Source organism: Bacillus sp. FSL H8-0492 (assembly GCF_038006145.1).
Taxonomy (GTDB): domain Bacteria; phylum Bacillota; class Bacilli; order Bacillales; family Bacillaceae_G; genus Bacillus_A; species Bacillus_A mycoides.
In genome coordinates this window covers 35,460-59,205 of the sequence record NZ_JBBOUP010000003.1, presented here as the reverse complement: position 1 = coordinate 59,205, position 23,746 = coordinate 35,460, and the positions used below count along the sequence as shown (strand labels likewise).

At 34.9% G+C, this 23,746-nt stretch carries 29 protein-coding genes; 12 read left to right on the top strand and 17 right to left on the bottom strand.

The genetic code is table 11. The features are described from left to right. Positions 1–134: 134 nt before the first annotated feature. Positions 135–764: a DUF2726 domain-containing protein gene (locus tag MHH66_RS28305; protein WP_234803767.1), complete on the top strand. Its 630-nt coding sequence runs from the start codon at positions 135–137 to the stop codon at positions 762–764. Between the two features lie 287 nt (positions 765–1,051). Here the strand turns inward: MHH66_RS28305 and MHH66_RS28300 are convergent, their stop codons facing one another. The 3 genes from MHH66_RS28300 to MHH66_RS28290 all read right to left on the bottom strand — a co-directional run bounded on the left by MHH66_RS28300 (position 1,052) and on the right by MHH66_RS28290 (position 4,381). After that, positions 1,052–1,921, bottom strand: a complete 870-nt coding sequence (locus MHH66_RS28300) for a hypothetical protein (protein ID WP_078186026.1) — start codon at positions 1,919–1,921, stop codon at positions 1,052–1,054. Positions 1,922–1,954: 33 nt separating this feature from the next. Next, on the bottom strand, positions 1,955–2,995 hold the full coding sequence (locus tag MHH66_RS28295; RefSeq protein WP_078186027.1) for a hypothetical protein: 1,041 nt from the start codon (positions 2,993–2,995) through the stop codon (positions 1,955–1,957). Between the two features lie 678 nt (positions 2,996–3,673). Continuing rightward, a complete protein-coding gene (locus MHH66_RS28290; RefSeq protein WP_340868115.1) occupies positions 3,674–4,381 on the bottom strand; it encodes an IS6 family transposase in 708 nt (235 codons plus the stop codon). 557 nt (positions 4,382–4,938) lie between these two features. Here MHH66_RS28290 and MHH66_RS28285 point away from each other — a divergent pair. The 4 genes from MHH66_RS28285 to MHH66_RS28705 all read left to right on the top strand — a co-directional run bounded on the left by MHH66_RS28285 (position 4,939) and on the right by MHH66_RS28705 (position 7,817). Continuing rightward, complete coding sequence (locus MHH66_RS28285) at positions 4,939–5,400, top strand: hypothetical protein (RefSeq protein ID WP_078185727.1); 462 nt, start codon at positions 4,939–4,941, stop codon at positions 5,398–5,400. Between the two features lie 76 nt (positions 5,401–5,476). Next, positions 5,477–5,998, top strand: a complete 522-nt coding sequence (locus MHH66_RS28280; protein WP_078185726.1) for a hypothetical protein — start codon at positions 5,477–5,479, stop codon at positions 5,996–5,998. Between the two features lie 104 nt (positions 5,999–6,102). Next, the gene (locus MHH66_RS28275) at positions 6,103–7,488 is read left to right on the top strand and encodes an alkaline phosphatase (RefSeq protein ID WP_078185725.1); all 1,386 of its coding nucleotides are present in this window, start codon (positions 6,103–6,105) and stop codon (positions 7,486–7,488) included. Positions 7,489–7,529: 41 nt separating this feature from the next. After that, entirely contained in the window at positions 7,530–7,817 is a 288-nt protein-coding gene (locus MHH66_RS28705) for a helix-turn-helix domain-containing protein (protein WP_371411528.1), read from the top strand. A gap of 411 nt (positions 7,818–8,228) precedes the next feature. Here the strand turns inward: MHH66_RS28705 and MHH66_RS28265 are convergent, their stop codons facing one another. Continuing rightward, positions 8,229–8,888 carry a recombinase family protein gene (locus tag MHH66_RS28265; protein ID WP_078185724.1) on the bottom strand — a complete coding sequence of 220 codons (660 nt, stop codon included), beginning with the start codon at positions 8,886–8,888 and terminating at the stop codon, positions 8,229–8,231. 231 nt (positions 8,889–9,119) lie between these two features. Between MHH66_RS28265 and MHH66_RS28260 the strand changes: the two genes are divergently transcribed. The 4 genes from MHH66_RS28260 to MHH66_RS28245 all read left to right on the top strand — a co-directional run bounded on the left by MHH66_RS28260 (position 9,120) and on the right by MHH66_RS28245 (position 11,877). Continuing rightward, a complete protein-coding gene (locus tag MHH66_RS28260) occupies positions 9,120–10,586 on the top strand; it encodes a hypothetical protein (RefSeq protein WP_340868109.1) in 1,467 nt (488 codons plus the stop codon). Positions 10,587–10,704: 118 nt separating this feature from the next. Beyond that, the gene (locus tag MHH66_RS28255; protein WP_078185722.1) at positions 10,705–10,926 is read left to right on the top strand and encodes a hypothetical protein; all 222 of its coding nucleotides are present in this window, start codon (positions 10,705–10,707) and stop codon (positions 10,924–10,926) included. 149 nt (positions 10,927–11,075) lie between these two features. Further along, the gene (locus tag MHH66_RS28250; protein WP_134208736.1) at positions 11,076–11,411 is read left to right on the top strand and encodes a hypothetical protein; all 336 of its coding nucleotides are present in this window, start codon (positions 11,076–11,078) and stop codon (positions 11,409–11,411) included. Between the two features lie 178 nt (positions 11,412–11,589). Beyond that, entirely contained in the window at positions 11,590–11,877 is a 288-nt protein-coding gene (locus MHH66_RS28245) for a hypothetical protein (protein ID WP_078185720.1), read from the top strand. A gap of 44 nt (positions 11,878–11,921) precedes the next feature. Here MHH66_RS28245 and MHH66_RS28240 read toward each other — a convergent pair whose 3' ends face one another. The 3 genes from MHH66_RS28240 to MHH66_RS28230 form a co-directional block, all read right to left on the bottom strand. Next, positions 11,922–12,887 carry an Rpn family recombination-promoting nuclease/putative transposase gene (locus MHH66_RS28240; RefSeq protein WP_078185719.1) on the bottom strand — a complete coding sequence of 322 codons (966 nt, stop codon included), beginning with the start codon at positions 12,885–12,887 and terminating at the stop codon, positions 11,922–11,924. 434 nt (positions 12,888–13,321) lie between these two features. Next, entirely contained in the window at positions 13,322–13,630 is a 309-nt protein-coding gene (locus MHH66_RS28235) for a hypothetical protein (RefSeq protein ID WP_078185718.1), read from the bottom strand. A gap of 68 nt (positions 13,631–13,698) precedes the next feature. Next, positions 13,699–14,001 carry an ArsR/SmtB family transcription factor gene (locus tag MHH66_RS28230; protein ID WP_078185717.1) on the bottom strand — a complete coding sequence of 101 codons (303 nt, stop codon included), beginning with the start codon at positions 13,999–14,001 and terminating at the stop codon, positions 13,699–13,701. 153 nt (positions 14,002–14,154) lie between these two features. Between MHH66_RS28230 and MHH66_RS28225 the strand changes: the two genes are divergently transcribed. Continuing rightward, entirely contained in the window at positions 14,155–14,430 is a 276-nt protein-coding gene (locus tag MHH66_RS28225; RefSeq protein ID WP_065486420.1) for an HU family DNA-binding protein, read from the top strand. A gap of 56 nt (positions 14,431–14,486) precedes the next feature. On the opposite strand, the gene hfq is transcribed toward MHH66_RS28225, so the two are convergent. After that, entirely contained in the window at positions 14,487–14,720 is a 234-nt protein-coding gene (gene hfq, locus MHH66_RS28220; protein WP_078185716.1) for an RNA chaperone Hfq, read from the bottom strand. A gap of 22 nt (positions 14,721–14,742) precedes the next feature. Then, on the bottom strand, positions 14,743–15,024 hold the full coding sequence (locus MHH66_RS28215; RefSeq protein WP_078185715.1) for an AbrB/MazE/SpoVT family DNA-binding domain-containing protein: 282 nt from the start codon (positions 15,022–15,024) through the stop codon (positions 14,743–14,745). A gap of 113 nt (positions 15,025–15,137) precedes the next feature. Between MHH66_RS28215 and MHH66_RS28210 the strand changes: the two genes are divergently transcribed. Continuing rightward, entirely contained in the window at positions 15,138–15,302 is a 165-nt protein-coding gene (locus MHH66_RS28210; protein WP_075718517.1) for an aspartyl-phosphate phosphatase Spo0E family protein, read from the top strand. 537 nt (positions 15,303–15,839) lie between these two features. Here MHH66_RS28210 and MHH66_RS28205 read toward each other — a convergent pair. From MHH66_RS28205 to MHH66_RS28175, 7 genes are all read right to left on the bottom strand, one after another. Then, positions 15,840–16,154 carry a transposase gene (locus MHH66_RS28205; protein ID WP_078185714.1) on the bottom strand — a complete coding sequence of 105 codons (315 nt, stop codon included), beginning with the start codon at positions 16,152–16,154 and terminating at the stop codon, positions 15,840–15,842. Positions 16,155–16,954: 800 nt separating this feature from the next. Continuing rightward, positions 16,955–19,072 carry a type IA DNA topoisomerase gene (locus MHH66_RS28200; RefSeq protein ID WP_078185713.1) on the bottom strand — a complete coding sequence of 706 codons (2,118 nt, stop codon included), beginning with the start codon at positions 19,070–19,072 and terminating at the stop codon, positions 16,955–16,957. Positions 19,073–19,121: 49 nt separating this feature from the next. Further along, positions 19,122–19,766 (bottom strand): hypothetical protein, encoded by a 645-nt coding sequence (locus tag MHH66_RS28195; RefSeq protein WP_078185712.1) that lies wholly within the window; start codon positions 19,764–19,766, stop codon positions 19,122–19,124. A gap of 23 nt (positions 19,767–19,789) precedes the next feature. After that, on the bottom strand, positions 19,790–20,263 hold the full coding sequence (locus MHH66_RS28190) for a hypothetical protein (protein WP_078185711.1): 474 nt from the start codon (positions 20,261–20,263) through the stop codon (positions 19,790–19,792). A 28-nt stretch (positions 20,264–20,291) separates the two neighbouring features. Beyond that, a complete protein-coding gene (locus MHH66_RS28185; protein ID WP_078185710.1) occupies positions 20,292–21,092 on the bottom strand; it encodes a hypothetical protein in 801 nt (266 codons plus the stop codon). A gap of 82 nt (positions 21,093–21,174) precedes the next feature. Further along, positions 21,175–21,576, bottom strand: a complete 402-nt coding sequence (locus MHH66_RS28180; RefSeq protein WP_078185709.1) for a hypothetical protein — start codon at positions 21,574–21,576, stop codon at positions 21,175–21,177. 49 nt (positions 21,577–21,625) lie between these two features. Continuing rightward, the gene (locus tag MHH66_RS28175; RefSeq protein ID WP_234803750.1) at positions 21,626–22,159 is read right to left on the bottom strand and encodes a hypothetical protein; all 534 of its coding nucleotides are present in this window, start codon (positions 22,157–22,159) and stop codon (positions 21,626–21,628) included. Between the two features lie 118 nt (positions 22,160–22,277). Here MHH66_RS28175 and MHH66_RS28170 point away from each other — a divergent pair, with 118 nt between their 5' ends. Further along, positions 22,278–22,448 carry a ribbon-helix-helix domain-containing protein gene (locus tag MHH66_RS28170; protein ID WP_000431537.1) on the top strand — a complete coding sequence of 57 codons (171 nt, stop codon included), beginning with the start codon at positions 22,278–22,280 and terminating at the stop codon, positions 22,446–22,448. 31 nt (positions 22,449–22,479) lie between these two features. Here the strand turns inward: MHH66_RS28170 and MHH66_RS28165 are convergent, their stop codons facing one another. Further along, on the bottom strand, positions 22,480–23,730 hold the full coding sequence (locus tag MHH66_RS28165; protein WP_078185707.1) for a replication/maintenance protein RepL: 1,251 nt from the start codon (positions 23,728–23,730) through the stop codon (positions 22,480–22,482). Positions 23,731–23,746: the final 16 nt, after the last annotated feature.

Below are 23,746 nucleotides of genomic sequence, written 5' to 3'. Positions count from 1 at the left end.
CTGAATGTAACCGTAAGGTAATTGGAGATTTAAAAAGAAAATCCCATATTGAGTTCCTTAAAGAGTGCAAGCATTTAGTTGGCGAGGAATATACTGTCCTATCAGAATACATATCAACAAATGTCCATGTACAGATGAAGCATAACGATTGTGGAAATGAATTCACTGTCATGCCATCTAATTTTTTAAGAGGGAAAGGCTGTCCAAAATGCAAAGGTAAAAAAATTAGTAGGGCTAAAACAAAAACACATGATGATTTTGTAGAAAGAGTATTCCAACTAGTAGGGAACGAATACAAAGTTATTAGCTCTTATGAAAAAGCAAGAAAGAAGATACTTATGCAACACACGATTTGTGGTCATACATATCAAGTAACTCCTTCACACTTTGTTACAGGAACTAGATGTCCCTATTGTAATGAAAGCAAGGGGGAACGTATCATTAAAGAATACCTTGAAGCAAAAAATATTGATTTTAAAAGAGAATATACATTCCCAGATTGTAAAAATATTGATTTATTAAAATTTGATTTTGCTATTTTTGATAAAAATAACTCTTTATTAGCTTTAATTGAATTTGATGGTGAACAGCATTTTAAATCAGTTCCGTACTTTGGTGGGAAAAAGAAATATGAAGAGACGAAAAAAAGGGATAAGATAAAAAATAATTATTGTCAAAATAACAATTTGAAATTAATAAGAATCCCATATTATGAAGAAAATATTATTTCTTGTTTAGATCATCAAATACTTAATAAATTATAGACAAATTAAAGCATAATGAATATGCACGTACCTGGGGTCCAAGATACATATAATTTCGGGTCATATACTATATATTATTTCCATCTCCTAATTATCAACTTGCACTATTTTAGTAAAAATTACTTCTATTGAGAAAATAGGAAAACCACTACATGTTCTATATATTTAGTGTATACTACATGTAATCTGTCATTAAAAACCTTTTATAAAAAGAAAAGCGAGCTATTTTATCTCGCTTTTCTTTTTGTTTACATATAACCCCATCGAAACATTTTCAACAACTAGTTTTATTGAAGTACCTTTAAATTATGTTTTTTATTATTGGATTTCGTATCCGTTTCTTTAAATAATAGGAGCATCTTACATTGTTGTACCGTCATTTCCAATGTAGGACAATATTCCACCTTAGAGATGTTATGAATCTGAATAAATGCCCCTTCTAATTTACGAATCATCTCTTCTAAAGAAATTTGATTCATACCGTATGCTATGATTGGTTTAAAAAAGAAATCCAGCTCAATCAAGCTCGGATCAATAATAGACACAATCTCTTTTATTTTTGGTTCTATTTCCGTTTCATAATGTTTTTTTATCGTATCCATGTCACCGTGTATCTCATCTTGCCTATTAAATTTTCTAAACGCCACTACACGAATATCATGTCGTAAAGAACGAATCCTATTTATATATTCTTTTTTGTTAAAACCATTCCCATCATTCACATCAAAATGCAACTTTGATTTTTTTTGTAGACGTTGCTCATAAAACTTAGTTAACAGCTCTGTTTTTTCTTGATACAACATAATAAAAATCGTACGTTGTAAATGAAATACTTCATTCACCAAAGCCAAGGTGTCATCTAAGATTTGATCTCGTTCTTCTTTTTCCATATCCCACAATTGTGGTCTTGTCATGGAATGTAATTTCCGGTACGTTGGATGTTGCTCGAATCCTTTTACTTGAGAAGCACAGAGTAACGGTAAACATGGATTCTCTGCATCCAGAAACAACAAATCTATCATTTCTTCTATATGTTCTTGTACTTCTTGTTTTGCTTGCTCAATGGTTTGGATACTTTTATTTACGTAACCTGGCTGTTTTAATCTTTCAAATATATAGTGCCGTCTACTTTTCAGGTGCTCTTCAGTTACTGACATGTCTATTCGCTCCTTAAATATTATAGTATGGGCTTATGATTGTAAGAGGTCTCGTTTTCCAAACATACGCTCCAATATGTCCTTATGTGTTAAATTAGGATGTTGTATGTCCGCTTCACCATAAGTAGTGCGACCAATATGTTTCATATCGTCCCAATTACTTGTTAATTCTTCGCCTTCCCTCACCATTTCTGTGTAGAATTCTCGGCTTCCATTTATATTCACTGTCGCGACTTTTTGTTCTAAGTTATACCTCATGATAAACATTTTTTCAGAGTAATAAAAATCATATACTGTATCTGGTGCAAAAAACTTCGAGATATCTATTTCAGGCGCTTTTTCTGGAAGGTCTCTTTTTTCAATTTCTACTGGTTGATATTCTTCAAAAGGAAAATTCTCAATCTGTTCTTCATCTATTTCTTCTATAATCCAATAATTTTCATTCAAATCAACTGGATAGTATTTGTACCAATAGTCCCAATCATTTTTCAATACATAATGTGTCTGAGAGTGGACTTGTTTTGCATACACTTCTACAAGGTATTGTCTACCAAACCAGTCTGTCTGGTCATATGTAATATCCATACCTAGATTGTCTTCTGGATCTACAAGGATTCTGTTTTTATTTCCTTCATATTCATAATCATATGATTCACAAAAAGAGAAATCTTCAGGATATTTATCGTAGTATTCTTTTTCTTTAAAAAGGGTTTTTAATTCCTTTACCGCTTCTTCAGGTAATACTTCTAACTTCAAAAATGCTTTCATATCCTGACGAATGTCAATATTATATGATGACAAAACCTTTTGAATATCTCTTCCTAGCGTACGTTCATCATATATAAAGCAATCATATTGGGAACGATCGAAATCTTTCACAGGTATAATACGTTCTGTTTCCGGTAAATCATCGGCATAAATCCATTTGCAAGGCTGATCATATTCCCCTTTTTTTACTACATAGCTATGTAATGTTACATTTTTTTGCATCTTATCTCGTGGGAATACATAATATTTACTTCCATAGTCTGTCTCTTCTTCAAAGATTCGTTTTCCATCTAACCATATTTTCATAAAAGACCTCCCAGTTTACAGTGCATAACTCATATATAAAAATAACTAGACATATATATTTTATCATATTTCATGCGATATAAATTCACATTGAAGGGCATACAGACTTCTTTATGTAAAGAAGTCGAAGAAATTATGTACCTTAGTATTTTGACTTGCTGAATATCCATGTATCTCTTTCATAGAGACGCTTCCCTGTTAAGGGGATTCCCTTGATAAACTCTATACATCTAGTGTATCGAACATATCTATCTCTAGCCAAGCCGATGGCATCGCAATGGATTTTTAACGAATAGGAAAGGGCAAGTATTATGTCAGCTGAACTACATGATACTTGCCCTTTGTTTTGGGGTACTTCATTTTTCACTCCGCATATACAGAGCCATATTGATTGTTCTTCCCTATTATATAACAAATACCGACATTGTCACAGGTGAGATCCCCTATATAATGTATTTTCCTTTTACATTATATATTTTAATCGTGGTATGTGAAATTTTATTCTTCTATATGAAACAAAAACGAAATAATTTTCTGAATAATGATAAAATTACATTGATAACTATTTAAAAGGAGGAATTCATTTGACTTTTCTACGTGACATTGTTCGACCTATTATATTTTTTATGGTTCTGGTGCAAATAAAGGATCAATGAGGATTCCTACCGGAATCGTTCTTTACCCTGTTAATCCAAATAATTGATGAATGAATTGTTTTTGATTTTGAACAGACTGATCCCGTAAATCAATCTGTTCTTTTTTTATCATATGCATGGCTTCTACTCCTGCAAGAATCAATGTAGCTGTACGAAAAGATTTAAGTCCTAACATAGAGCGTATACGTTTTTTAATGAAACGATGATCTTGCTCTACGATGTTATTTAGATATTTTATCTGTCGGATTTGAATGCCTAACAGTATCTGTTTTTCTTTCTTTAACCCTGTGATAGCAATTGGATAAGCCGGGTTTTTATCAACTGTGATTGCACGAGGTTTTGAAGCATGAAAAGACCGCAAAGCTTTTTTGAAGAATCTCTTTGCAGCCTTATGATTTCTGGATTTACTTAGATAAAAATCAATCGTGTTTCCTTCAGAATCAACAGCACGATATAGGTACATCCATTGTCCTTTTACTTTTATGTACGTCTCATCTACTCTCCAGGAATCATTCGTTTGTTTGAGATGACGTCGAATTCGCTTATCTAATTCAGGCCCATATTGATGGACCCATCGCATAATCGTTGTATGAGCTAAGGATAGTCCTCTTTCCTCCATCATTTCTACCAAATCACGAAAACTGAGATTGTACCGCAGGTACCAGCGCACAGTTAACAAAATAATATCTGGCTGATAGTGCTTCCATTTAAACGAAGTTTCCTTTTTCATACTGATCACACACCTTTTTAAGAATAATAGTATCAGTATGTCCAAGTTTGAGAGATTATTTGCAAGTGGCCTGAAGTTTTTGCACCAGAACCGTAAAGTCTCAGTTCCCATTTGAATTCTACTGTTTTGTTATATTGATACACGTCCTTTTTAGTTTAGTAGTATCAGTATGTCCAAGACTTAGAGGTTAGTTCTAAGTTAGCTGAAATTTTGCATCTGAACCTTACAATGTAATAAAGCGTATTCCTGTTTATCCATTATATATGTAGAACTTTCTCAATATTTGTCGATGATGATGTGTGGTAAAATAAGTGTGGACATGAAACCCTTTCCGTTGGTCATAAAATAAACGCAAAGAAGAAACGCTTTCATAAGAATTGCGTTTTTTCTTTTTGTAGCAAATTTGTTAATTAAAGTGAAATATTCTCGGTATCCCTGTTTTGTACGCAGATCATTCCGTAAGATATTTCTCAACCTATGAAATCTAGTAAAGTAGAATCCATTATTGTATGGTTGTATATGCCATATATAACACTTTATTGGAGGGGTTTTACAAGATGAAATTACGAAACAATCAATTTATTTTAATTCCTAGTATTCTTGCTTGTTGTAGTTTTATGATAGCGGCGCCCTGTTCTGCGGCAGCGTTACCGACAGGAGAAAATATCGTAGATTCTTCGAGACAAGTTGTAGATGTATCACCAAATCAACCAGGTGGCTCTACAGCGTATCAATACACAGGATCGGAATGGTTAGATATCACACAAATCTTTCAAAAAAATAATACCGTCTATCTTCGATTAGCTCCAGAAGGAGCAATGGATGCACCAGGACCAGTGGTTTTGCCCCAAAAAATGAACGACCTATTCATAAAAAATACAAACAATTTAAAAGGATGGTACATGTATAAATACATGCGATATATAAAATATCCGAATGTACAAGAACTTCGATTTGATTTTTATGATAAAAATCAGCAATATCAAGGAACAGCATCCACGACCTATTGGTTACCTTAAATCACTTGTCGATCAGTAGAACGAGTACTCGCGATGATATTTTAATATGTACCAAAATATGAAAGGAGATTTACGTATGAAAAAAGCAATATGCAAGGTAGGTGTCATAGGCCTACTTGGAATTTCTATGATTTCTACTTCACTATTTGGTAATATCAGTGCAGCTTCTGCACAAGAACAAGAAACGACGTATGCAACTCAGTATGAATTTACAATGAACAACTTGAATCAATATAATGGTTTGAGAGTAAAAGAAGTGGGAAATCCTACTATTTATTTAATTGACAATGGAACAAAAAGAGGAATTACTAGTCCAGACGTATATAATCGTTTATTTCGAAATTGGGATAATGTGCATGAACTATTAACATTATCCGGTGTGCCAAACGGCACAATCATTGATGGTAATATAGGTCTTGTTAAATTTGAAAATAACCCTAAAGTGTACTTGTTAGATAAAAATATCCATGGAAATACTGTCAAGAGATGGATTACTAGTCCTGCGGCAATGGATAAATATCACTTTAGGTGGGACATGCCTATCATGCCAGCATGGATGGAACATACGATTCCAGATGGAACATCTATTCATTCTTAAAAAATCAGGACATAATTTTTACAAAGCCGGGCAAAAATGCCCGGCTTTTCCGAGGATATAAAGAACAAATACGTGAAAGTCATTATATATAGGAGGACAAAATCATGCGAAATTTTGTAAAAAAGACCTGGCCATTTGCAGTTGTGGCGTCGTTAGTAGTTACTTCGGTAGCAACCTGGAATGTTACGCGTTCTAGTGAAGTGAATGCAGACGAAAAGAACAGTAATACGAAGATTAAAAATGTGATTGTATTAATTGGAGATGGTATGGGGCCTTCTTATATGACAGCACATCGCTATATGAAAGATAATCCTAAAACGTTTGAAATGGAATCCACTGCATTTGATACATACCTTGTAGGCACACAAAAGACTTATTCAGAAGATGAACATGAAAACATTACGGATTCTGCATCAGCAGCGACTGCAATGGCGTCGGGTGTGAAGACATATAATGCGGCAATCTCAGTTGATAATGATAAAACAGCAGTGAAAACAGTTCTTGAGCAAGCAAAAGAACACGGGAAATCAACAGGACTAGTCGCAACTGCTGAAATTACCCATGCGACACCAGCTGCTTTTGGGGCGCATGATATGCATCGCGACAATATGGATGCCATAGCAAATGATTATTTTGATGAAAAAATGAAAGGGAAGCATAAAGTCGATGTGATGCTTGGTGGTGGCAGAAAAAACTTTGTAAGAGAAGATCGTAATCTGACAGAGGAATTTAAGAAGTCTGGTTATAGTTATGTAACGGATCGAGAACAACTATTACAGGATAAGAATGATCAAATCCTTGGTTTATTTGCGCTAGGTGAATTGGATAAAATGATTGATCGTAATGATAATACACCGTCATTAGAAGAAATGACACAAGCAGCAATTGAACGTTTGAACAAAAATAAAAATGGTTTCTTCTTAATGGTGGAAGGTAGCCAAATTGACTGGGCTGGACATGATAATGATATTGTCGGTGCAATGAGTGAGATGGAAGACTTTGAAAGTGCATTTAAAGCGGCAATTGAATTTGCTAAAAAGGATAAGCAGACACTAGTTGTGGCTACGGCAGATCACTCTACTGGCGGTTTATCTGTAGGAGCAAATGATGCGTATAATTTTAAAGTGGAACCCATTAAAGCTGCAAAACGTACACCAGATTTTATGGCTAATGAGATTGTAAAAGGGGCAAGTGTAGAAGAGACATTGAACACATATATTGATTTAGCATTAACGCCCGAAGAAATAAAGGCTGTACAAGATGTCGCGCCATCAAAGGATGTGACCGAGATTGATAATGCCATTGAAGCTATTTTTAATAAGTGTTCCCTTACAGGTTGGACGACGGGTGGACATACAGGTGAAGATGTGAATGTATATGCATTTGGGCCAGGTAAATATGTATTCTCTGGCGTTCAAGAAAATACAAATATAGCAAAACGTATCTTTGCTATTGTTGGTGGTAGTGATCCAAATAAAGAAAGACAATAAGTAGAACACGTGGGGGGACTTAGCCTCTCCTTTTATTTCAGATGGTACTATGTTGTAAATTTATTGTTTTTCTATACATTTCATTTACGAATAGCATGTACAGAATGGAACATATATACAAGGAGATGTCGAATAAAGTGAAAGTCTGTAAGAAACGAAAAACGGTAGTACAAACACCAGAAGAGATATGGGACGAAAAGTGTCAACAAGCAATTGTTTTATTTAATCAGGGAATAGCCTATCCAGATATCGCAAAAAAGGTTGGATGTCATGTGAGTCATCTATATAGAGAATTGAAAAAACGTGATTTGTTCCAGTTTCCAGAGTAATGTAGAAAGATAAAAATAGAGACATCTGTAACGTGAATCCTTGAGAAAAAAGCAATTGTATTTTAAATATACAAGATGGTTTTTTAACACGTATAATGATACGCTCTATGTATATCAAGAAATAAAATATGTATTGTGATTTTACAAGCAGAAGGGTATAACATGTAGGATTTGAACCTATGGCTGGACGGGTTAGCCGTATGCTATTACCAATGTAGCATGGCGAAGACTTTGAAATCTTACGGATTAAACAAAGCATCATTACATGTTAAGGGGATTCCCTTAACATGTATCGTGTCTTCGTCAAATTTTGCAAGACATGATTTAGAATAATAGGTGTGTGCTACAGCTACAGTTTCAGTCACACTTTTTATATAATAGGAAGAAACTCGGTTGTCTTCTTTTTAAATATCATTCAATTTCAGCTGTATATTTCGTTTTTCCTTGTGCTTCATATTCTTTTACTAGTTTATAAAAAGAAGAACGTTTTATATTATATTTTCTCATTGCTCCGACAGCTGTAATTTTTCCAGATTGCCATTCTCGGTATGCCTCCATAAATTGATCTGTAATTTGTACAGGCGGTCTTCCTAAATGTTTTCCTTGTTTCTTCGCTAACGCAATCCCTTCCGCTTGTCTTTGTTTGATATCATTTCTTTCTTTTTCTGCAAAAGCAGATAGAATGGTAAGGGTTGCTTTTTGTACAGCTTGCTGAATCACATCGTTTGTACTTTCGCCATTATAATTCACATTAATAAAGGGCTCTTTAATAAATTGCAAATTAATACGCTGTTGTTCAAAGTAACGAAATTCCTCTAACACATCATTCATGCTACGTCCTAACCTTGTTAAGGAATCAAAAACAATGGTGTCCCCCGTACGCGCCAATCTTTTTAACATTTGATAATTTTCTCTCTTCATATCTTTACCAGATTGCTTATCAATAAAAATATCTCGATCTTCTATTCCAAGATATTTCATATTTTCAATCTGGCGTTCTTCATTTTGGTCTTTACTGGAAACTCTGACATATCCAAACTTTTTATCTTGCAACATTTTCACCTCAACCATAATTATAGCTCATTTATATCTTTAAAGGTGTAAAAGTTTTAAAGATATCTGTAAAATTAAAAATGAACTTTTACGGATGTAGGTTTCCCTATGTTTCTATGTATCTGCAAAAGTACACCTTTATGAACAGGTTGAAAAATACTATGCTAGTTATTATTATAAAATTAACCCTATATCTTAGAATTAACCGTATTTTAATTATCTGAATTCTCTTTCATAAATTCAATTGAAATGAGTGATGACATGCTTGCCGTTAGAATTGAAGAAATCTATCAAGAAATATTAGATGGAGACAGAAAGAAGTTTCCACCTGGAACTTGGAGTGAAGATGAAAATAATGAACTAGCTAGGCGTGTTACAAAATATTTAATTGAACAAGTGTTAATATGGAATATACAAGATCTTCGTGAAGGCTGGAATCAAAAATTAATTCAAAAAATGAAATTAACAACAGTGCTTGCAAAATATAATAACAGTCCTTATAGGATGTTAAATGATGCGTACCCAGGACACGTAAAAGAATGGGAATTAAAAATGGCCCCTCTACATTTTTGGACGAAGGAAAATGGATTGAACGCTTTGAAATGGACTATTGAAGAGAAAGAACAATTAGATGAAAAAGAAATTTTGAAAGTATATAGTACAAAATGGCTTGCAAAGCATAAACTTACGACTCCTTGTCGAATTTTTTTTAAAGACAGTCCTTATATGATGATTAATTCATTATATCCTGGAAGGTTTAAAGAGTGGCAATTTCAATGTGTTCCTAAATATTTTTGGACAAAAAAAATAGCAATCGAAGCACTACTATGGACCATTGAAAAAAAAGAGCAATTAAATGCGGGAGAACTCTTGCAAAAATATAGTCTGCGTTGGATAAAAGAGCAAAATTTATATTCACCTTGCTTCATTTTCTGGAAGGGTAGTCCCTACGCATTTTTAAATGAGTTATATCCGAATCGATTTAAAGAGTGGGAATTACTAGTAACTCCAAAAGGGTTTTGGACAAAAGAAAAAGCATTAGAAGCACTAAAATGGACAATTGAGGAAAAAGAAAAATTATCAGACAAAGAGCTAAAAAGCAAGTATAGTATGAAGTGGTTAATTCAACATGGTCTACGCACGCCAGTAAACCAATTTTTTAAAGATAGTCCGTATCAATTTTTAAATGATTTATACCCCAATCGGTTTAAAGAATGGGAATTACCGGTAACTCCGAATGGGTTTTGGACAGAAGAAAAAGCATTAGAAGCATTAAAGTGGACAATTGAAGAGAAGGAGCAATTGTCGGACGAGGAGTTGAAACGAATATATAGTGCTAGGTGGATTAAAAATCAGAAATTATCTGTGCCATTACATAAATTTTGGAGTAATAATCCATTTATTATGTTAAATTCTTTGTATCCAGGGCGGTTTAAGAGATGGGAATTCTCAGTATCTCCTTATAATTTTTGGACAGAAAAGAATGCGTTAGAAGCTTTACGATGGACGATTGAAGAAAAGGTAAAATTAACGGAGGAAACATTGCTACAAATATATACGGGAAAATGGATCAAACAGCAAGGATTGAAGTACCCTTGTGATAAGTTTTGGGGAAGCAGTCCGTATGATATGTTACATGCATTATATCCGAATCGATTTCCTAAACATATGTTAAAAGGATACAAGCATCAAAAAAAGAACAGACTATTGGTATAGTCCATCCTTTGAAAAGGGAATAATGGCAATTATTCTTCTTTATTATACCAAATTAAACAGAAAATTCGTTCTATTATACATTGAGAAAATACTCATCTTCTGAAGTAAGGTGGTTGTTATGAATAAAGGCGATGCCATTTTAAGATTGCTATCAGAAATTAAGTTGGAACTTAAGGAAGTAAAAGAACAAGTGGAACAAATGCAAACAAAATTAGATATATTCGAACAACAAAATCAAGTGAAGAACAAAGTGGAGCAAAAGAAACCAAAACAAAAAACAAACATAAAACCTGATAAAAAAGATAAGCCAGATTGGAAATATCCAGCTAAAATGAAATAACAAATTGAATAGTGACTTCCCCTGATATATAATGAATATAGACCATTCTTTTATTCAGTCGAGGGAATGAGCGGATGATACAACAGTATACGATTCTTATTCTCTCTTATATCTTCACACATCATATGAAAAGGGTGTGCTATGTGTATATGATTTTCTTATATCGATTTGATGTAAAAGAAAATGGCATTCAATTTGTTTTAAATAAACAAATTGCGGCTGATATGCTTCCACACCATGATATTCTATTGAGACCATTAGTGACAGTATTGGCTGAAACCTTACAATTGTATTGCTTGTTAAGTAAAGAGCCGACCTTATTAACGAGTAACATGCGAGAAAACGGTGAAATAGAAGTCATGTTCAATCAAGAATTAGGACAATGTATAGACGAGTATACAAAAAATCACGTGATTTTGAAAAATGGCAAACGAATTGCTGATATTTTAATAGAAATTCGGAATGCTTATACCATATACCACTAAACTTACAAGAATAGTAATACATATATAAATTTCAATTATAAAAACAATTGAAAAGAATGTAACAGAAGAAGTGTATCGTTTGAATTTCCAGATTTCCTTTTCTATTTTTCCATAGTAACATGAAAACTATCAGTAAATTGGATGCAAATAGATATCGAAGACAGGAGAGGGATTATACGTGGACAAGTCATGGTCTGGTAATTCTGCACAATTGTTACAAGAAATTGATGGAAAAATGGGCAGAATTGAGTCTATTCTTCATCAGGTTTATATAGACGGTTTGATAGAAGAAGCATATGAGATTCACGAGATGCTTATAAAAGTGTCCCAGTTATTGCTCATCTTACAACAAGACCTCAAGATGGCACCAATGGCAAAAGGACTAAGTTTACAACTCCAAAGTATACAGGAACAGTACAATCGCTTGTTTAGCAGGAGAGAAATACAAACAAAACTCTCTGAATAATCAGACAATAAAAAGTAGGCATCTCATGTAGGGATGCCTACTTTTTATTGTCCCAAAATATGACGTATATCCGACAGGTCCATACTCGTAAACTTTGCAATATCTTCTATATCCATTCCGTTTTTATGCATGCCCTGAATTAGTTGGATTTTCCCTTCTTGAATGCCAACTTCTTTTCCTTTTTCCATTCCTTTTGCTATACCCTCTTGAAGCCCTTCTTCTTTTCCAACTTGCTTCCCTTTTTCCATTCCTTCTTCTATACCAACCTCACGAGCATGTGCTAATTTTGCTTGTTCATCAAATAATACTTTTTCACGTGCTTCATATGCGAGACGGAAAGAGCTACTCTGACTCATATTTTCCCATTTGTGGATTGCCTTCTGTAACATTGGATCTTGTTTCATGGCTATATCCTCCAACGTGTGGGTTAAATGTTCATCTTCGTGCGCTGGTAGTAAAAGTAACCAACGAGCGAATTCATTTTCCCACGGATTAATTTTTTCTTCTCTCCATTGTCTTACTAGCTTTGGAATCTCGATGAAATGTATTTCTAGGTCTTCAAGTAACACTTCCTTCTGTTGCCTGCTCCAAAATTCTCCGACTGTATGCATATCATCATAATGAGGAAAGAGCTTAAAATCTAATAGATTGATGGCAATCGTTTTTCGCAAAGAGCGGTAAGGCATCCCCTGCTCTAATTGGGATGTATATAACTTACTCCAATAATACAGGGAGCGTTTCACAATTTCTTGTGTATTTCGCAACTGAATTTCAATATTAACTTTTGTTTCATCTTGAAGTGTCGCTAATATATCTAGTATGGATAATTTATCTTCTTCGTATTCTTTATGGAGGTGTGGGTCTTCAATTTTTAGCGATACTATCGGTATAGATAAGGATTCATGCAAGATTGCATTTAAAAAAGAAATCAATAATTCCTCTTGTCCTTGTACACCAAATAATTGTTTAAAAGCAAAATCCACTCGTAAATTCACTAAAGGTTGATTCATAGAGTGAGTCACCTTTCTTATTTCATATTCTGTCTTTTTTGTTATTCCCCTTTTTCGGGGGAATGGGCAAAGAAAGTATATATCTATTGTAGCGGAGGAAGGAGAGAAGAAGCAACCTTTGTTTTGGATGTTTTATTTTATTCTTTTTACTATGGTACGTGAAATTTTATAAACCACTTGTATATGCACTTATTCTCACTGATTTATATCCCTTTCTACCTGAAATATTTACTATCCATATTTTTCATACCCTTATCTATTCGTATGGATGCTTTTTTTCTTTCAAGACCTAAATGTATTCGGCGCTTTCTTCTCTTTCGTTACAGAGGAATCTGAGCGTTCATGTTTTTATCACCTCGACTAATAAATTGGACTTATTTTCCATTTATTAGGTAGTATTCAAGTGAACAGAACATTCTCCTGTACCTCCTGAATTACATGTGAATCGTCAAATGGACCGAACAGTAAGACACCGCTCGTTGCTTCAACTCTTCGTACGTGCATAATCTTTGTTTCTCAAATAATTTCGGATGTTTCTGTCTATAGTATTGGAACAATTCTTCTCCATTATTTCGTATACGATACCGACGTGTTTCTCTAATTGTGCCTGGGATTTCTTCCGGATCAAATTGTCCTAGAATTTGTAATGCTTGTGAAGAGGGAATTTCTTTCCCTGTCACATAGGCATGGATAAAAATGATTTCTTTTATTGTGATATACGTGTAATATAAATTCCCACCCATAGAAGCCCCCTCTTCTCGTTTTATTTTTATATCCGTACATAACTAGGCAGATACACGAAACTAGCTGTTTAGCCCATCAGTACGTAAAGCGCTTGTTTCACTTGTTTATCGTCCACTCGATAAAATACTTCTGTTCCTTTGCGTTCATGTGATAACACTTTATGATTTCTCATTTTATGAAGATGTTGTGAAACCGTAGATTGCGGCAATTTCAAAATCTGTTGTAATTCGGTCACATTTAAAGTCTGTTTCCTGACTAATTGATGTACAATGTGTAGACGGACAGGATGTGCCAATACTCTCAGTATTTCCGCACCTCGTTCGAGTTCATAATCAAGATCGTTGAGCTCCATATAAAAAACATTTGTCATCTTCTTTCGCCTCATTCTCTTTTTAGGGTACTTTCTCATGTACACGTTTTCTCGTTCGCAAAGAATCTGATCTGTTACACTTACAAACTACCTTGCACCGTTTTCATTCTCGCCTTATACTAAGATAATAATCATGACAATAAGAGGTGTTTTATGAATAAAACAGAATTAATTCAAAAGGTAGCGATGGAAACAGGATTAAAAAGACCACAAGCAAGCCTAGCAGTAGATACCGTATTAGAATCCATCCAGCAAGCACTGCAAAAGGGGGACAATGTTCAGCTAATTGGATTCGGTACATTCGAAGTCCGAGAACGGGCTGCACGAGAAGGGCGAAATCCAAGTACGGGAGAGTCTCTTATCATTCCTGCGAAAAAAGCACCTGCCTTTAAAGCCGGTAAACAATTAAAAGAAGCAGTCAACAACTAAATATGTATCTGTCTATCAGACTACAGAAGCATGAAATCATTAGGATTCATGCTTTTTTATAATCGAATCGTTGAAATCGCATGTTTATAAATCAGATGATTTTTATCATCGAATTCTACCAAAATAGAAAATGCATCATATTCTTTTACGATTCCTTTCATATGAAATCCATTGATTAAAATCAACGAAATGACCTTCTTCTTTTGTATGACTTCTTGTAATAACCGTTCCTGCATCGATACGGTATTTCTAGCTCTTTCTTTTAAAATAGGTTGTGATTTTTTCTCCATCCTGCATTCCCCCCTCGTATTCTCAAACTCTGTCCAGATACTGTTCTAATTCCTCTAGAAGCTGTTTTGCCCCTTCTGGACTCAACGTCAGCTGTCCGTCCGCTAGTTTGATATTCTGGGAAGAAATTTCTCCTGTTACGAGACACGTACCATCCGATTTATATTTCTGTAAAATGATACTTTCCTCTTCTACAAATATTTCTATGGCGTCTTTTTCGTGGATCTCAAGCGTACGCCTTGTTTCCCTTGGTATCACAATCCGTCCTAACTGGTCTACTCTTCGTACGATCCCTGTTGATTTCATCCTTCTGTTTTCCTCCCTTTCAAATAGAATTTTTTCTCTCTCGTTACCGTTTTCATTCTGGTGAAATGTATGTATACTTTATAACATATTGTATACAACACGGGAGGCTATTCATGTCTACACCCTATATTTCCTATTTACAAAAGAAAATTAAGAAGAAACAAAAAATACTTCGGAAATTAACAAAATTATATGGATTCACACATCCTGTAGTTGTCGCCTATAGTCAAGAATTGGATCCATTAGTCGTTCTTGTCATGCGCTATCTTTCCTCTTGATGAAGGAGGAATTCGAATTCGGCAAAAGAACCGAATTCGAATTCCTTATACACATGTCTCCTCTATTTTACCATACTTTTTCATAGAATGGTTTTTATAACCATTTTCGCATAAAATTTTTCTTTTTGCACATCCTAACATGACAATCCCATCCAACTACTGTTATTTACACCATAACTACATCTGTTTCGTTGGATTGTCATTGCTTATTTTTCCTTAACTCCATTCAAAATGAGGACAAGACATATCAACATACATCGTCTTGTCCTCATTTTATGATTTCACTCAAAAATAAAACGAATCACCTAAAGAACATATAAAAAAACGGACTTCACATATAGTAAGAACAGCAATTCCACCATACAATTCATTCATTGCACACGAAATCCCTACAGAATACTACAAAGTGGCATTGCGCTTTCTCCTGAAAGGCATAAGGGCACAGAAAGGCGTACTGTTCTTCCGTACGTCTTTTTTCATACGCTCCCCTTTCGCATAACAAATCAGCATTCCGATTCTTTCATTTGTTATGCGAATCTATTTCTCTTCTTCCATCCTTCTACTTTCTAACTCGCTTTCTAATTTCCGATACCACTTTCCTTTTTTTCGTGTGAAATACGTCTTTACTTCTACATACGGTATCCAAATATCACGTGCCTGAATTCGTTCCATCACACTATCTAACATATATTCTTCTTCATAACGTTTGGGTTTTCGCAAATACATGACGATAAAACCTCGATATTCTTCTTGTAACCATCCTGCTATCAAATTCTTCTGATTCTGTTTCAGATGTGACCATTTCTTGTTCGTTTGGAGAATTTGACCATTTACATGCTCATGATTTTTCATCGTTCTCCCTCACTTTGCTCACCATTATTTGTTCCTTTATTATACCATATTCTACTTTCTTTTCGTTGTACTCCCCCAACCTATCCCAAAACGGAAAAACACGTCCCCACAGCGATGGGAACGTGTTTTAGGAAATCAGCTATTTAAGTAACAACACTACTCATATTAACATGCTAATTTCCTCACGTAAATAAGGAGGCGGAAGAACTCCAGAAAAATCGTCTAAATGGGTTGTCACTGCACAGAAAGAACAAGAAGATTGTGCGAAGGTCCTTGACAGACACCTTTACATACGTGCGATGAACGGGCGGGCTAAAAACAGATACCCAAAAGGCTAAAAGTTCCGCAAGGAACAGGTTGTATTTTCTTCCGCTTTGCTTCAGAAAATCTCCACCTTTGGAGAGGGCCACTCTACGTTGTTCCGTAGCCCTTCCATCCTTGCCAAACTTTTTTTGGCACGTCAACGTATCGTTGCTAAGCTGACGACAAAAAAGGAGATTTTAGGTTCTTCAGCTTACACCGAATAGTATACGTGCCAAAACGCCTGTACTATCGTCCATTCATTTCATGTATTTCATGTATCGTTACGTCAATCATGGGGACTAGCCCCCATACCCCCAGCTAGCTTCTGCCAAAAAAGAAGGAGACATTCTAAAATAAAGATATGCATTATTACATATCTTTATTTCTAATAAACATGGTATGATGTATACTATTCCCTTTAACTGTATAGCAAGTTACTACTCATTTGTATTTGTCTATTTTCAGAAAGCGACTGTATCATACAGTCGCTTTCTCATTCATGTCTTTGCTATTTTCTTTTTCTTCGGAAATACAAACTGAATATTCCCAGCGTCCAATTTTAAATACGCATCGAATTCCTTTTCTGATTTCCCTTTTAATCCTTTAAGTAACGTCGTTTTCTTACCCTCTAACAGCTTTATCATATTACTTTCACTAATCTTCTGTCCTAAAAATTCTTTCGAAACAGAAAACTTACAACTCTTTAGATTGTCTTTCGCATATCCAGAACAACCATATATCGTTTTCTTATCTACGACAGGTTTCCCGCAGGATGGGCACTCTCCTATATGATGTTCCGTTTTTTTATCCTCTACAAAGTCATTTATCGCCCATGCGTTTACTTGGTCTTTTGCTTCGTTGATGAGTTTCTGCGCTAACTTTTTGGAGGTTTCTACGAAAGGCTTATCCTTTTTCTTCCCTTCTCCAATTCCTTTCAAATATACTTCCCATTTTGCAGTTAATTCTGGTGAACCAATTGCGGTATCTTTAATGGCTTCCACCATCATTTTCCCTTTATTAGTTACATGTACGATGTTCTTTTCAATTTTGATATACAACAGTGTTTTGATTCTCTCTATAATGCCTGATCTCGTTGCTTCGCTGCCAATATCATGCTTTGCCATTACTGTAATTAGTTGCCCTTCTGTATATAGTTTAGGAGGTTGTGTTTTACCTTCATGTAACTTGATTTCTGTTGTCTCTACAGATTGACCTTGTTCTACAAGTGGAAGCGTCTGTTCTTTTTGATTCTCTTCCTCTTCTTTTCCAAACACGACTTGCCATCCAAGATGGGTAATTTGCTTCCCTGTCGATTTAAAAATATCTTGATTCACTTCAGTGAAAAAGTCTGTTTGATTATATGTCATAGGCTCATAGAACGTTGCTATGACGCTACGCACAACCTCATCATAGAGCCATCTTTCTTCTTTGGATAAGGTTTCTAAGTTAGGAACTTGATTCGTGGGAATCAGTGCGTAATGGTCTCCACATTTCTCATCATCCACGTACGCTTTTTGCTGTACAATCGTGTCTCTTTCTTTTTTTTCAATCAGAGTTTGATAATCTTTACAATTTGCGAGCTTTTCTAGAATACCTGGCAACTGTTCCGCTTCCGCAACAGGAATATGCTGATATTCTGTTCGGGGATACGAAAGCATTCTTTTATCGTATAGGCTTTGTGCAGTTTCTAGTACTACTTTAGGGGACATTTTATATTTCTTATTTAATTTTGCTTGTAAGCCCGACAGATTATATAATTTCGGCGCTTGTTTCAATTTTTGTTCCACTGTCACCTTTTGTATACGTGCTGTATGCTCTTGCAATTGTTGCAACTTTCCCTGTGCTTCTTCTTTTGAATGGAGTTTCATAATGTTATGATCTTGGAGGAGTTTTCCGACATAGGGTATTCCATTCGCATTAAAATGCCCATGAATTTCATAGAATGATTGCAATTTGAAATGCTCTAATTCTTTCTCACGTTGGCGAATTAAGTGTAACAAGGCTGATTGTACCCGTCCTGCACTGAACACCTCTTTCACGCCTTTCTTGTCTCGGAACAACAACGTAAATACTCGTGAGGCATTCATGCCTATAATCCAATCGCTAACAGAACGGGCTTGTTCTTCTAAATAATAACTATATGTTTCTTCTGCATCTCGTAAGTTTTGAAATCCTTTTCTGACTGCATCATGCGTCATACTCTTAACCCACAAGCGTTTTTGTGGTGTTTCGTTCACACCTGCCATGATAATAATATTTTTCGCAATGGCCTCTCCAGCTCTAGCAGGATCAGTCGCAATAATGATTTCATCTGCTTTTTGTAACCACTGTTTCGCATTTTGAAAAATCGTTTTTTTATCTTTTGACACCTTCATTTTAAACTCTTCTGGAATAATAGGTAGTTGGTCCATACTCCATTTTTTCCATTCTTCTTTATACTCATCAGGGTTACATAATTCGATGAGATGACCGAGCGCTGATATCATAATCACTTCTTCATCTCCGAAGATTTCCGTATCTTTTACGATAATATGTGTACTTTCTCGTTTGGCACTTTGAAATGCTTCCGAATAACTTTTCATTTGTTGCGGTTTTTCACATAGTATCACTTTCACGTGGATTCCCCCTTGAATTGAATTACAGTTAGAACTTCCGCTCTTCCTATTACTGTTCTATTTCCGCCCATCCATCCGTATAGTACTCCGTAAAAAAGTTTGCAGGGTCTGCATTCCATTCCCCTATACACACTCTACCTAGACTATTTTCTAATTTTTTGAATGTAACTTGTAGATAATCATGTAAACGTTTCAACTCATGTAAGTTATAATTCTTCAATTCTCCTTCAACGAGTGTTTCATCTCCATACGGAATCGTCATGAGTGCCTTGATTTTCTCCAAAAACTTTTCATTTTGTTCTTGTTCTAATAGCATTTCTTGCTCAATTATTTTTTGGAAGTTACATAAGTGAAACCAGCTTGGCTCGTGAATATGCTTTAAATAAACACCTTCCCAATTGTGATGCAGTTCAATTTCAACATACTCTTGATTCCACCTTCTTGCATGTGAAGTGAATCCGAAATATTTACACAATATATTTTCCAAAGGGGCACCAATAAACCAATTATCCTTTACTCGTTTACTTTTCATATTTAACACAATTTCTTCAATATGTTGTAACAGTTTCCGAACTATAATTTCAGCATGATGTGTAGATACATATATTGCTCCCTTGTCATATTCTAAGCTCAAATCATGATAGATTCGGTATACAGTTTCTTTTCTTTCTTGCACTTCTATATATTCTTCCAACTGTTTTCACCTCTTCAATTTAGTCATTTAGCAATATACACATTCCATGATTCTAATTTTCTTTTGCAATACTCAATATGCTCTTCTACTGTGCAAGTCGTACCCGTGTTAATATATAACTCATTTGTTGTTTCTTTATATAGAAAAGAAAGAAGCATGGAAAAAATAAACTTCACTTCTCTCACGTAAGGTTGCAATTCAGATATCGGCATGACAATATCGCCCATCGTAAGATAGTACCCTCGATATCCTTTAAATACATCATTCTGATAATCTTTTGGACTGGTATGAAACTTTTCAAAATCCCCCACATAACTGCACCAATTGAATTCAGGAAGTGTTACTAAGAATCTTCCGTTCCCTTCATGGTTATACACCTGAATTTCCATATCCCCTACGTTCGGAATACCAACTTGTGCATACACACATCCTGTAACATCAACGTGAATCCCCCATATTGCCAGATTCGCTTCACCATATCGGAATTGTTGTTCCAAATCCCTCACCTCAATTTGTTATATAGAATCAAGTTAGGTTCAACTCACATATTTTTTGTGTATTTTTACTAAGTACAACTTCCATTCTTTGAAGATTAGATTGTAAAAACATAATGTCAACATGCTTCTGTTCTTGTAAGAACACTACCGTATCAGCCAGTTCTTCTACTATTGCTCTTTTATTCTCACCGAGAAGAATCTCCGGCAAATTATGCATTCTGTCCGCGATTTCAAAAATAAATTGATGGTAAGCTGTTTTTCCAAGCATTTTCTTATACTGATTTGAAGAATACATTCGTAGCAACACAAATGTGTTGTGCATCAATCCTGCTGCCATTTCTTTTAATTGCAAGATGTCTACTTGTATTAATTGTTCTCTTAACCTGTGAATTTTCTCTCTTTCACCTTCGATTTCATGGAAATTTTGCACTTTCTCTTGTTTTTGTTCTTGCTGATTTCTATCATATTCTTCAGAAGAACTCCCCAATGTTTGAAGCATATAACAAATGACTTCTCGTTCGACATGAGAAAATGTACACCGTGGATTACTCCAGATAAACCGTACCATTTCTCTATACCTAACCTTAGTAAAGAGTTCATTCTGCTCAAATTCTTGTAAAAGTTCTCTTTGATATGCTGTTAATACCGATGTATCAATCACATCTAGGGATATAGGGGATTTCTCTACACCAAATAAGTTTCTTAGTTTCTCAAGGTTTTTCTGATACACCTTCTCTTCCTGTGCTGAAAAATCTTCAAAACGATATTCATGTACAAATTTGCTAAACTTCAGTAAACTTTTCAAAAAACGCTTTTCAAAGAATTTCATACTATACTCCTCCGATTCTTCTATAAGATTTCCTCCACAACACCTTCTCCTTTCTTCCAATATTTCAATTTTGCAAACAAGCCTATTCCGTGAAAATAAATAACCCTGTTACTTGCTCTCCTTCTACTGTTTTATAAGGGTCTAGCAATCCAATTCCTAAGCACTCTCTCATAAAACCTTTGTATTTCACTGCTGTTACATCGTTAAAGACAAAATCTATCTTATTAAGATCCTCAAGAATCGTTTCTTTCGCCATATTTACTACCACTAAGTCACTTGGTGCATCAAAGCAACGACTTAGCATAATACTTATTTGTTTACTCTCAATCAAGGCTAATACTTCTCTCACACCTTGCATCATAGTCTTTGTATCAATTTCCATTGGGATTTTTCGAGCTGACACAGCATCGCATAAGTAACAATCTGTTGATTCACAAACATTTTCACATCTTTCACATACATATACTTCTCTCGTTTTTTTCATTTTTTCTTCTCTCCTTTTGGATTATGAATCTGTACTCCAGCATTAAACTTTATAAGCAAGCTTCTCCTCTGTACTGGCGCTGAACCTTTGATATCCTCATACTCTTTTTCTTCGATTTTTTAATTTGCTCCCACATATATTGAAGAACTCGAGCTGTAATTTTTTCTGGAAAGAATCCCTGACGTTCTAATAGAATGTTTTCTATTACCCACGCCTTTCTTGTGTAATACTCATACTCTCCGCCTGTTTCATCCGCAGTAGCTTGTAATGTACTTTCTGTTTTGGAAGCTTTATTTAGTAGTTGTAAACCGTAATACGTTTGACTCCTTGCTTCTCTTACTTCCTTTAGCAACACATACAAATCGTACGTATGATACTGCTTCAACTCTTCTACAGACTGATGAATGTGTTCTAAGAAGAGTTGTTGTTGCATCTTAGTGAACTCAAAACGCTCCCCATTCTGACAAAGCTGTAAGACACCTGTTTGTTGTTCCCGCATATGACCACCACAGAATTCACAAATTTCTTGTACTACACCATTCTTATCAACTTGTATCGGAGTTGCACAGTATGGACAGTTCACGATTATCACACTACCTTTCGTTTAAAATTCTAAATTAATTATACAACTAACTACATGTAGTCGCAAGTAGTTGAAAGTAATTTAAATCATTTATATAATTACATTAGAGGTGGTAGAAATGGAAAACCGAGGCTTAAAAAATCGTAAGACACTTTCGAATGCAATTGCTAAAGAACTTTGGTATGATTTAGACCAATTAGCGAAAGACACTCGTATTAATAAATCTAAATTACTAGACGAAGCTGTTAGCGATTTACTAAAGAAGTATGAGAACCCTACAAAGAAATAACAACGTAGGGTTCTATTTTGTTGTCCACTCCTTATTTTTCGAAACTCACTGTAACCTCTTCTTCCATCACGATTTCTTCTTGTTTTTCCTTCACTAAATCCGCAAATTTTTCTACCTGCTTTTCGTCTGTTACTTCCTCTGCTATGACTGCTAACTCTTCTTTTTGATCTATAATCTTGGCTTGTTGGTTCACTAGTAAAATATGTGATACTTTTTCAATCCTTGTGACAAATTCTTCCGCATTCACTTGTTCAATTCGATGAATATGCGGATGCTGTTCTACAATATACTCTCGTAATGCTTCCATCGTTGCTTCTGGATGTTTTTCAAACTGTTCTGTTACCACTTCTTGAAAGTTCTTTTTTATCGTATCCGTAGGTATTTCAGCTTGTTGTTTTACTAAGAGGTCTTTTTCAAGAGGTTGTGGCATAGTAGGTTCTTCCACTGTTTTTTCTTGCACCACTTCTTTTTCTATAAGTTGTTCCTTTTCCTGTACAACCGTCTTCTCATTATCCTTTTCTCGTAACGTTTCCTTTTGATATGGTCTCGCCTGTTCCAGTTTTTGATTCAATTCTTGGCTCTTTGTAAGGATGAGATTATTTACACGAACTACTCCATCAATTAACCTATTTTTTGTATACTGTTTAACTTGCCCTGGTGCGTCTTTTACCGTTTGTACATTTTGTTTCACTTTTTGCATAAAGGTTTCTTTTAAGGTTTGATAACTCTGTTTTACATTTTCTTTTAAGGTATGAATGGCTTCTTTCCACGAAGCCCCCTTCTCTTTCTGTTCATAGTATTGATGAAGTGTTTGCTCTAAGCTCTTCACATGCTGATCTAATAACTCTTTCACATCCTCTTTGGTCAATGTAAAACCTTTCGGATTTTCTAAATCGCTTTCAATCAGTTGTTGCACGTCCTTCATACTTTTATTCAATACGTTTTTTACTGTAACCGTTTGTAAGTTGTCACGTAACACTTCCATTCCCTTTTCTAACCCTTTTTCTTCAGAAAGTTGATGTTCATATTCAAATGCCTGATTGACCTCATACACACCCGACTGTAAACGCTGTAAAAAGGTAGATTCTTGTAACGTCTTCATCGTCTCGCTGACAGTGCGTTCGGATACCTGTGTTTGTTCTGCGATTTCTTTTTGTGTCATATGCAATTGATTTTTTGCATCCAATCGTTCCATCACAAAATTTAATACTTGGATTTTTTTCTCCCCTTGTAACTGTAAATCCAATAGCGCATTCCAATTTCTATCATGCTTCATTTTCATATAAACCACTCCCTCT

Coding starts and splice junctions, on each gene's coding strand:
- MHH66_RS28305 (WP_234803767.1), top strand. CDS start 135: ATGAAGCATAACGATTGTGGAAATGAATTCACTGTCATGCCATCTAAT.
- MHH66_RS28240 (WP_078185719.1), bottom strand. CDS start 12,887: ATGAATCAACCTTTAGTGAATTTACGAGTGGATTTTGCTTTTAAACAA.
- MHH66_RS28235 (WP_078185718.1), bottom strand. CDS start 13,630: ATGGGTGGGAATTTATATTACACGTATATCACAATAAAAGAAATCATT.
- MHH66_RS28285 (WP_078185727.1), top strand. CDS start 4,939: ATGAAATTACGAAACAATCAATTTATTTTAATTCCTAGTATTCTTGCT.
- MHH66_RS28705 (WP_371411528.1), top strand. CDS start 7,530: ATGGTACTATGTTGTAAATTTATTGTTTTTCTATACATTTCATTTACG.
- MHH66_RS28275 (WP_078185725.1), top strand. CDS start 6,103: ATGCGAAATTTTGTAAAAAAGACCTGGCCATTTGCAGTTGTGGCGTCG.
- MHH66_RS28255 (WP_078185722.1), top strand. CDS start 10,705: ATGAATAAAGGCGATGCCATTTTAAGATTGCTATCAGAAATTAAGTTG.
- hfq (WP_078185716.1), bottom strand. CDS start 14,720: ATGGAGAAAAAATCACAACCTATTTTAAAAGAAAGAGCTAGAAATACC.
- MHH66_RS28290 (WP_340868115.1), bottom strand. CDS start 4,381: ATGAAAAAGGAAACTTCGTTTAAATGGAAGCACTATCAGCCAGATATT.
- MHH66_RS28215 (WP_078185715.1), bottom strand. CDS start 15,024: ATGAAATCAACAGGGATCGTACGAAGAGTAGACCAGTTAGGACGGATT.
- MHH66_RS28265 (WP_078185724.1), bottom strand. CDS start 8,888: ATGGTTGAGGTGAAAATGTTGCAAGATAAAAAGTTTGGATATGTCAGA.
- MHH66_RS28295 (WP_078186027.1), bottom strand. CDS start 2,995: ATGAAAATATGGTTAGATGGAAAACGAATCTTTGAAGAAGAGACAGAC.
- MHH66_RS28180 (WP_078185709.1), bottom strand. CDS start 21,576: ATGAAAAAAACGAGAGAAGTATATGTATGTGAAAGATGTGAAAATGTT.
- MHH66_RS28260 (WP_340868109.1), top strand. CDS start 9,120: ATGAGTGATGACATGCTTGCCGTTAGAATTGAAGAAATCTATCAAGAA.
- MHH66_RS28185 (WP_078185710.1), bottom strand. CDS start 21,092: ATGAAATTCTTTGAAAAGCGTTTTTTGAAAAGTTTACTGAAGTTTAGC.
- MHH66_RS28250 (WP_134208736.1), top strand. CDS start 11,076: ATGATTTTCTTATATCGATTTGATGTAAAAGAAAATGGCATTCAATTT.
- MHH66_RS28165 (WP_078185707.1), bottom strand. CDS start 23,730: ATGAAAATGAAGCATGATAGAAATTGGAATGCGCTATTGGATTTACAG.
- MHH66_RS28225 (WP_065486420.1), top strand. CDS start 14,155: ATGAATAAAACAGAATTAATTCAAAAGGTAGCGATGGAAACAGGATTA.
- MHH66_RS28280 (WP_078185726.1), top strand. CDS start 5,477: ATGAAAAAAGCAATATGCAAGGTAGGTGTCATAGGCCTACTTGGAATT.
- MHH66_RS28205 (WP_078185714.1), bottom strand. CDS start 16,154: ATGAAAAATCATGAGCATGTAAATGGTCAAATTCTCCAAACGAACAAG.
- MHH66_RS28230 (WP_078185717.1), bottom strand. CDS start 14,001: ATGACAAATGTTTTTTATATGGAGCTCAACGATCTTGATTATGAACTC.
- MHH66_RS28210 (WP_075718517.1), top strand. CDS start 15,138: ATGTCTACACCCTATATTTCCTATTTACAAAAGAAAATTAAGAAGAAA.
- MHH66_RS28170 (WP_000431537.1), top strand. CDS start 22,278: ATGGAAAACCGAGGCTTAAAAAATCGTAAGACACTTTCGAATGCAATT.
- MHH66_RS28300 (WP_078186026.1), bottom strand. CDS start 1,921: ATGTCAGTAACTGAAGAGCACCTGAAAAGTAGACGGCACTATATATTT.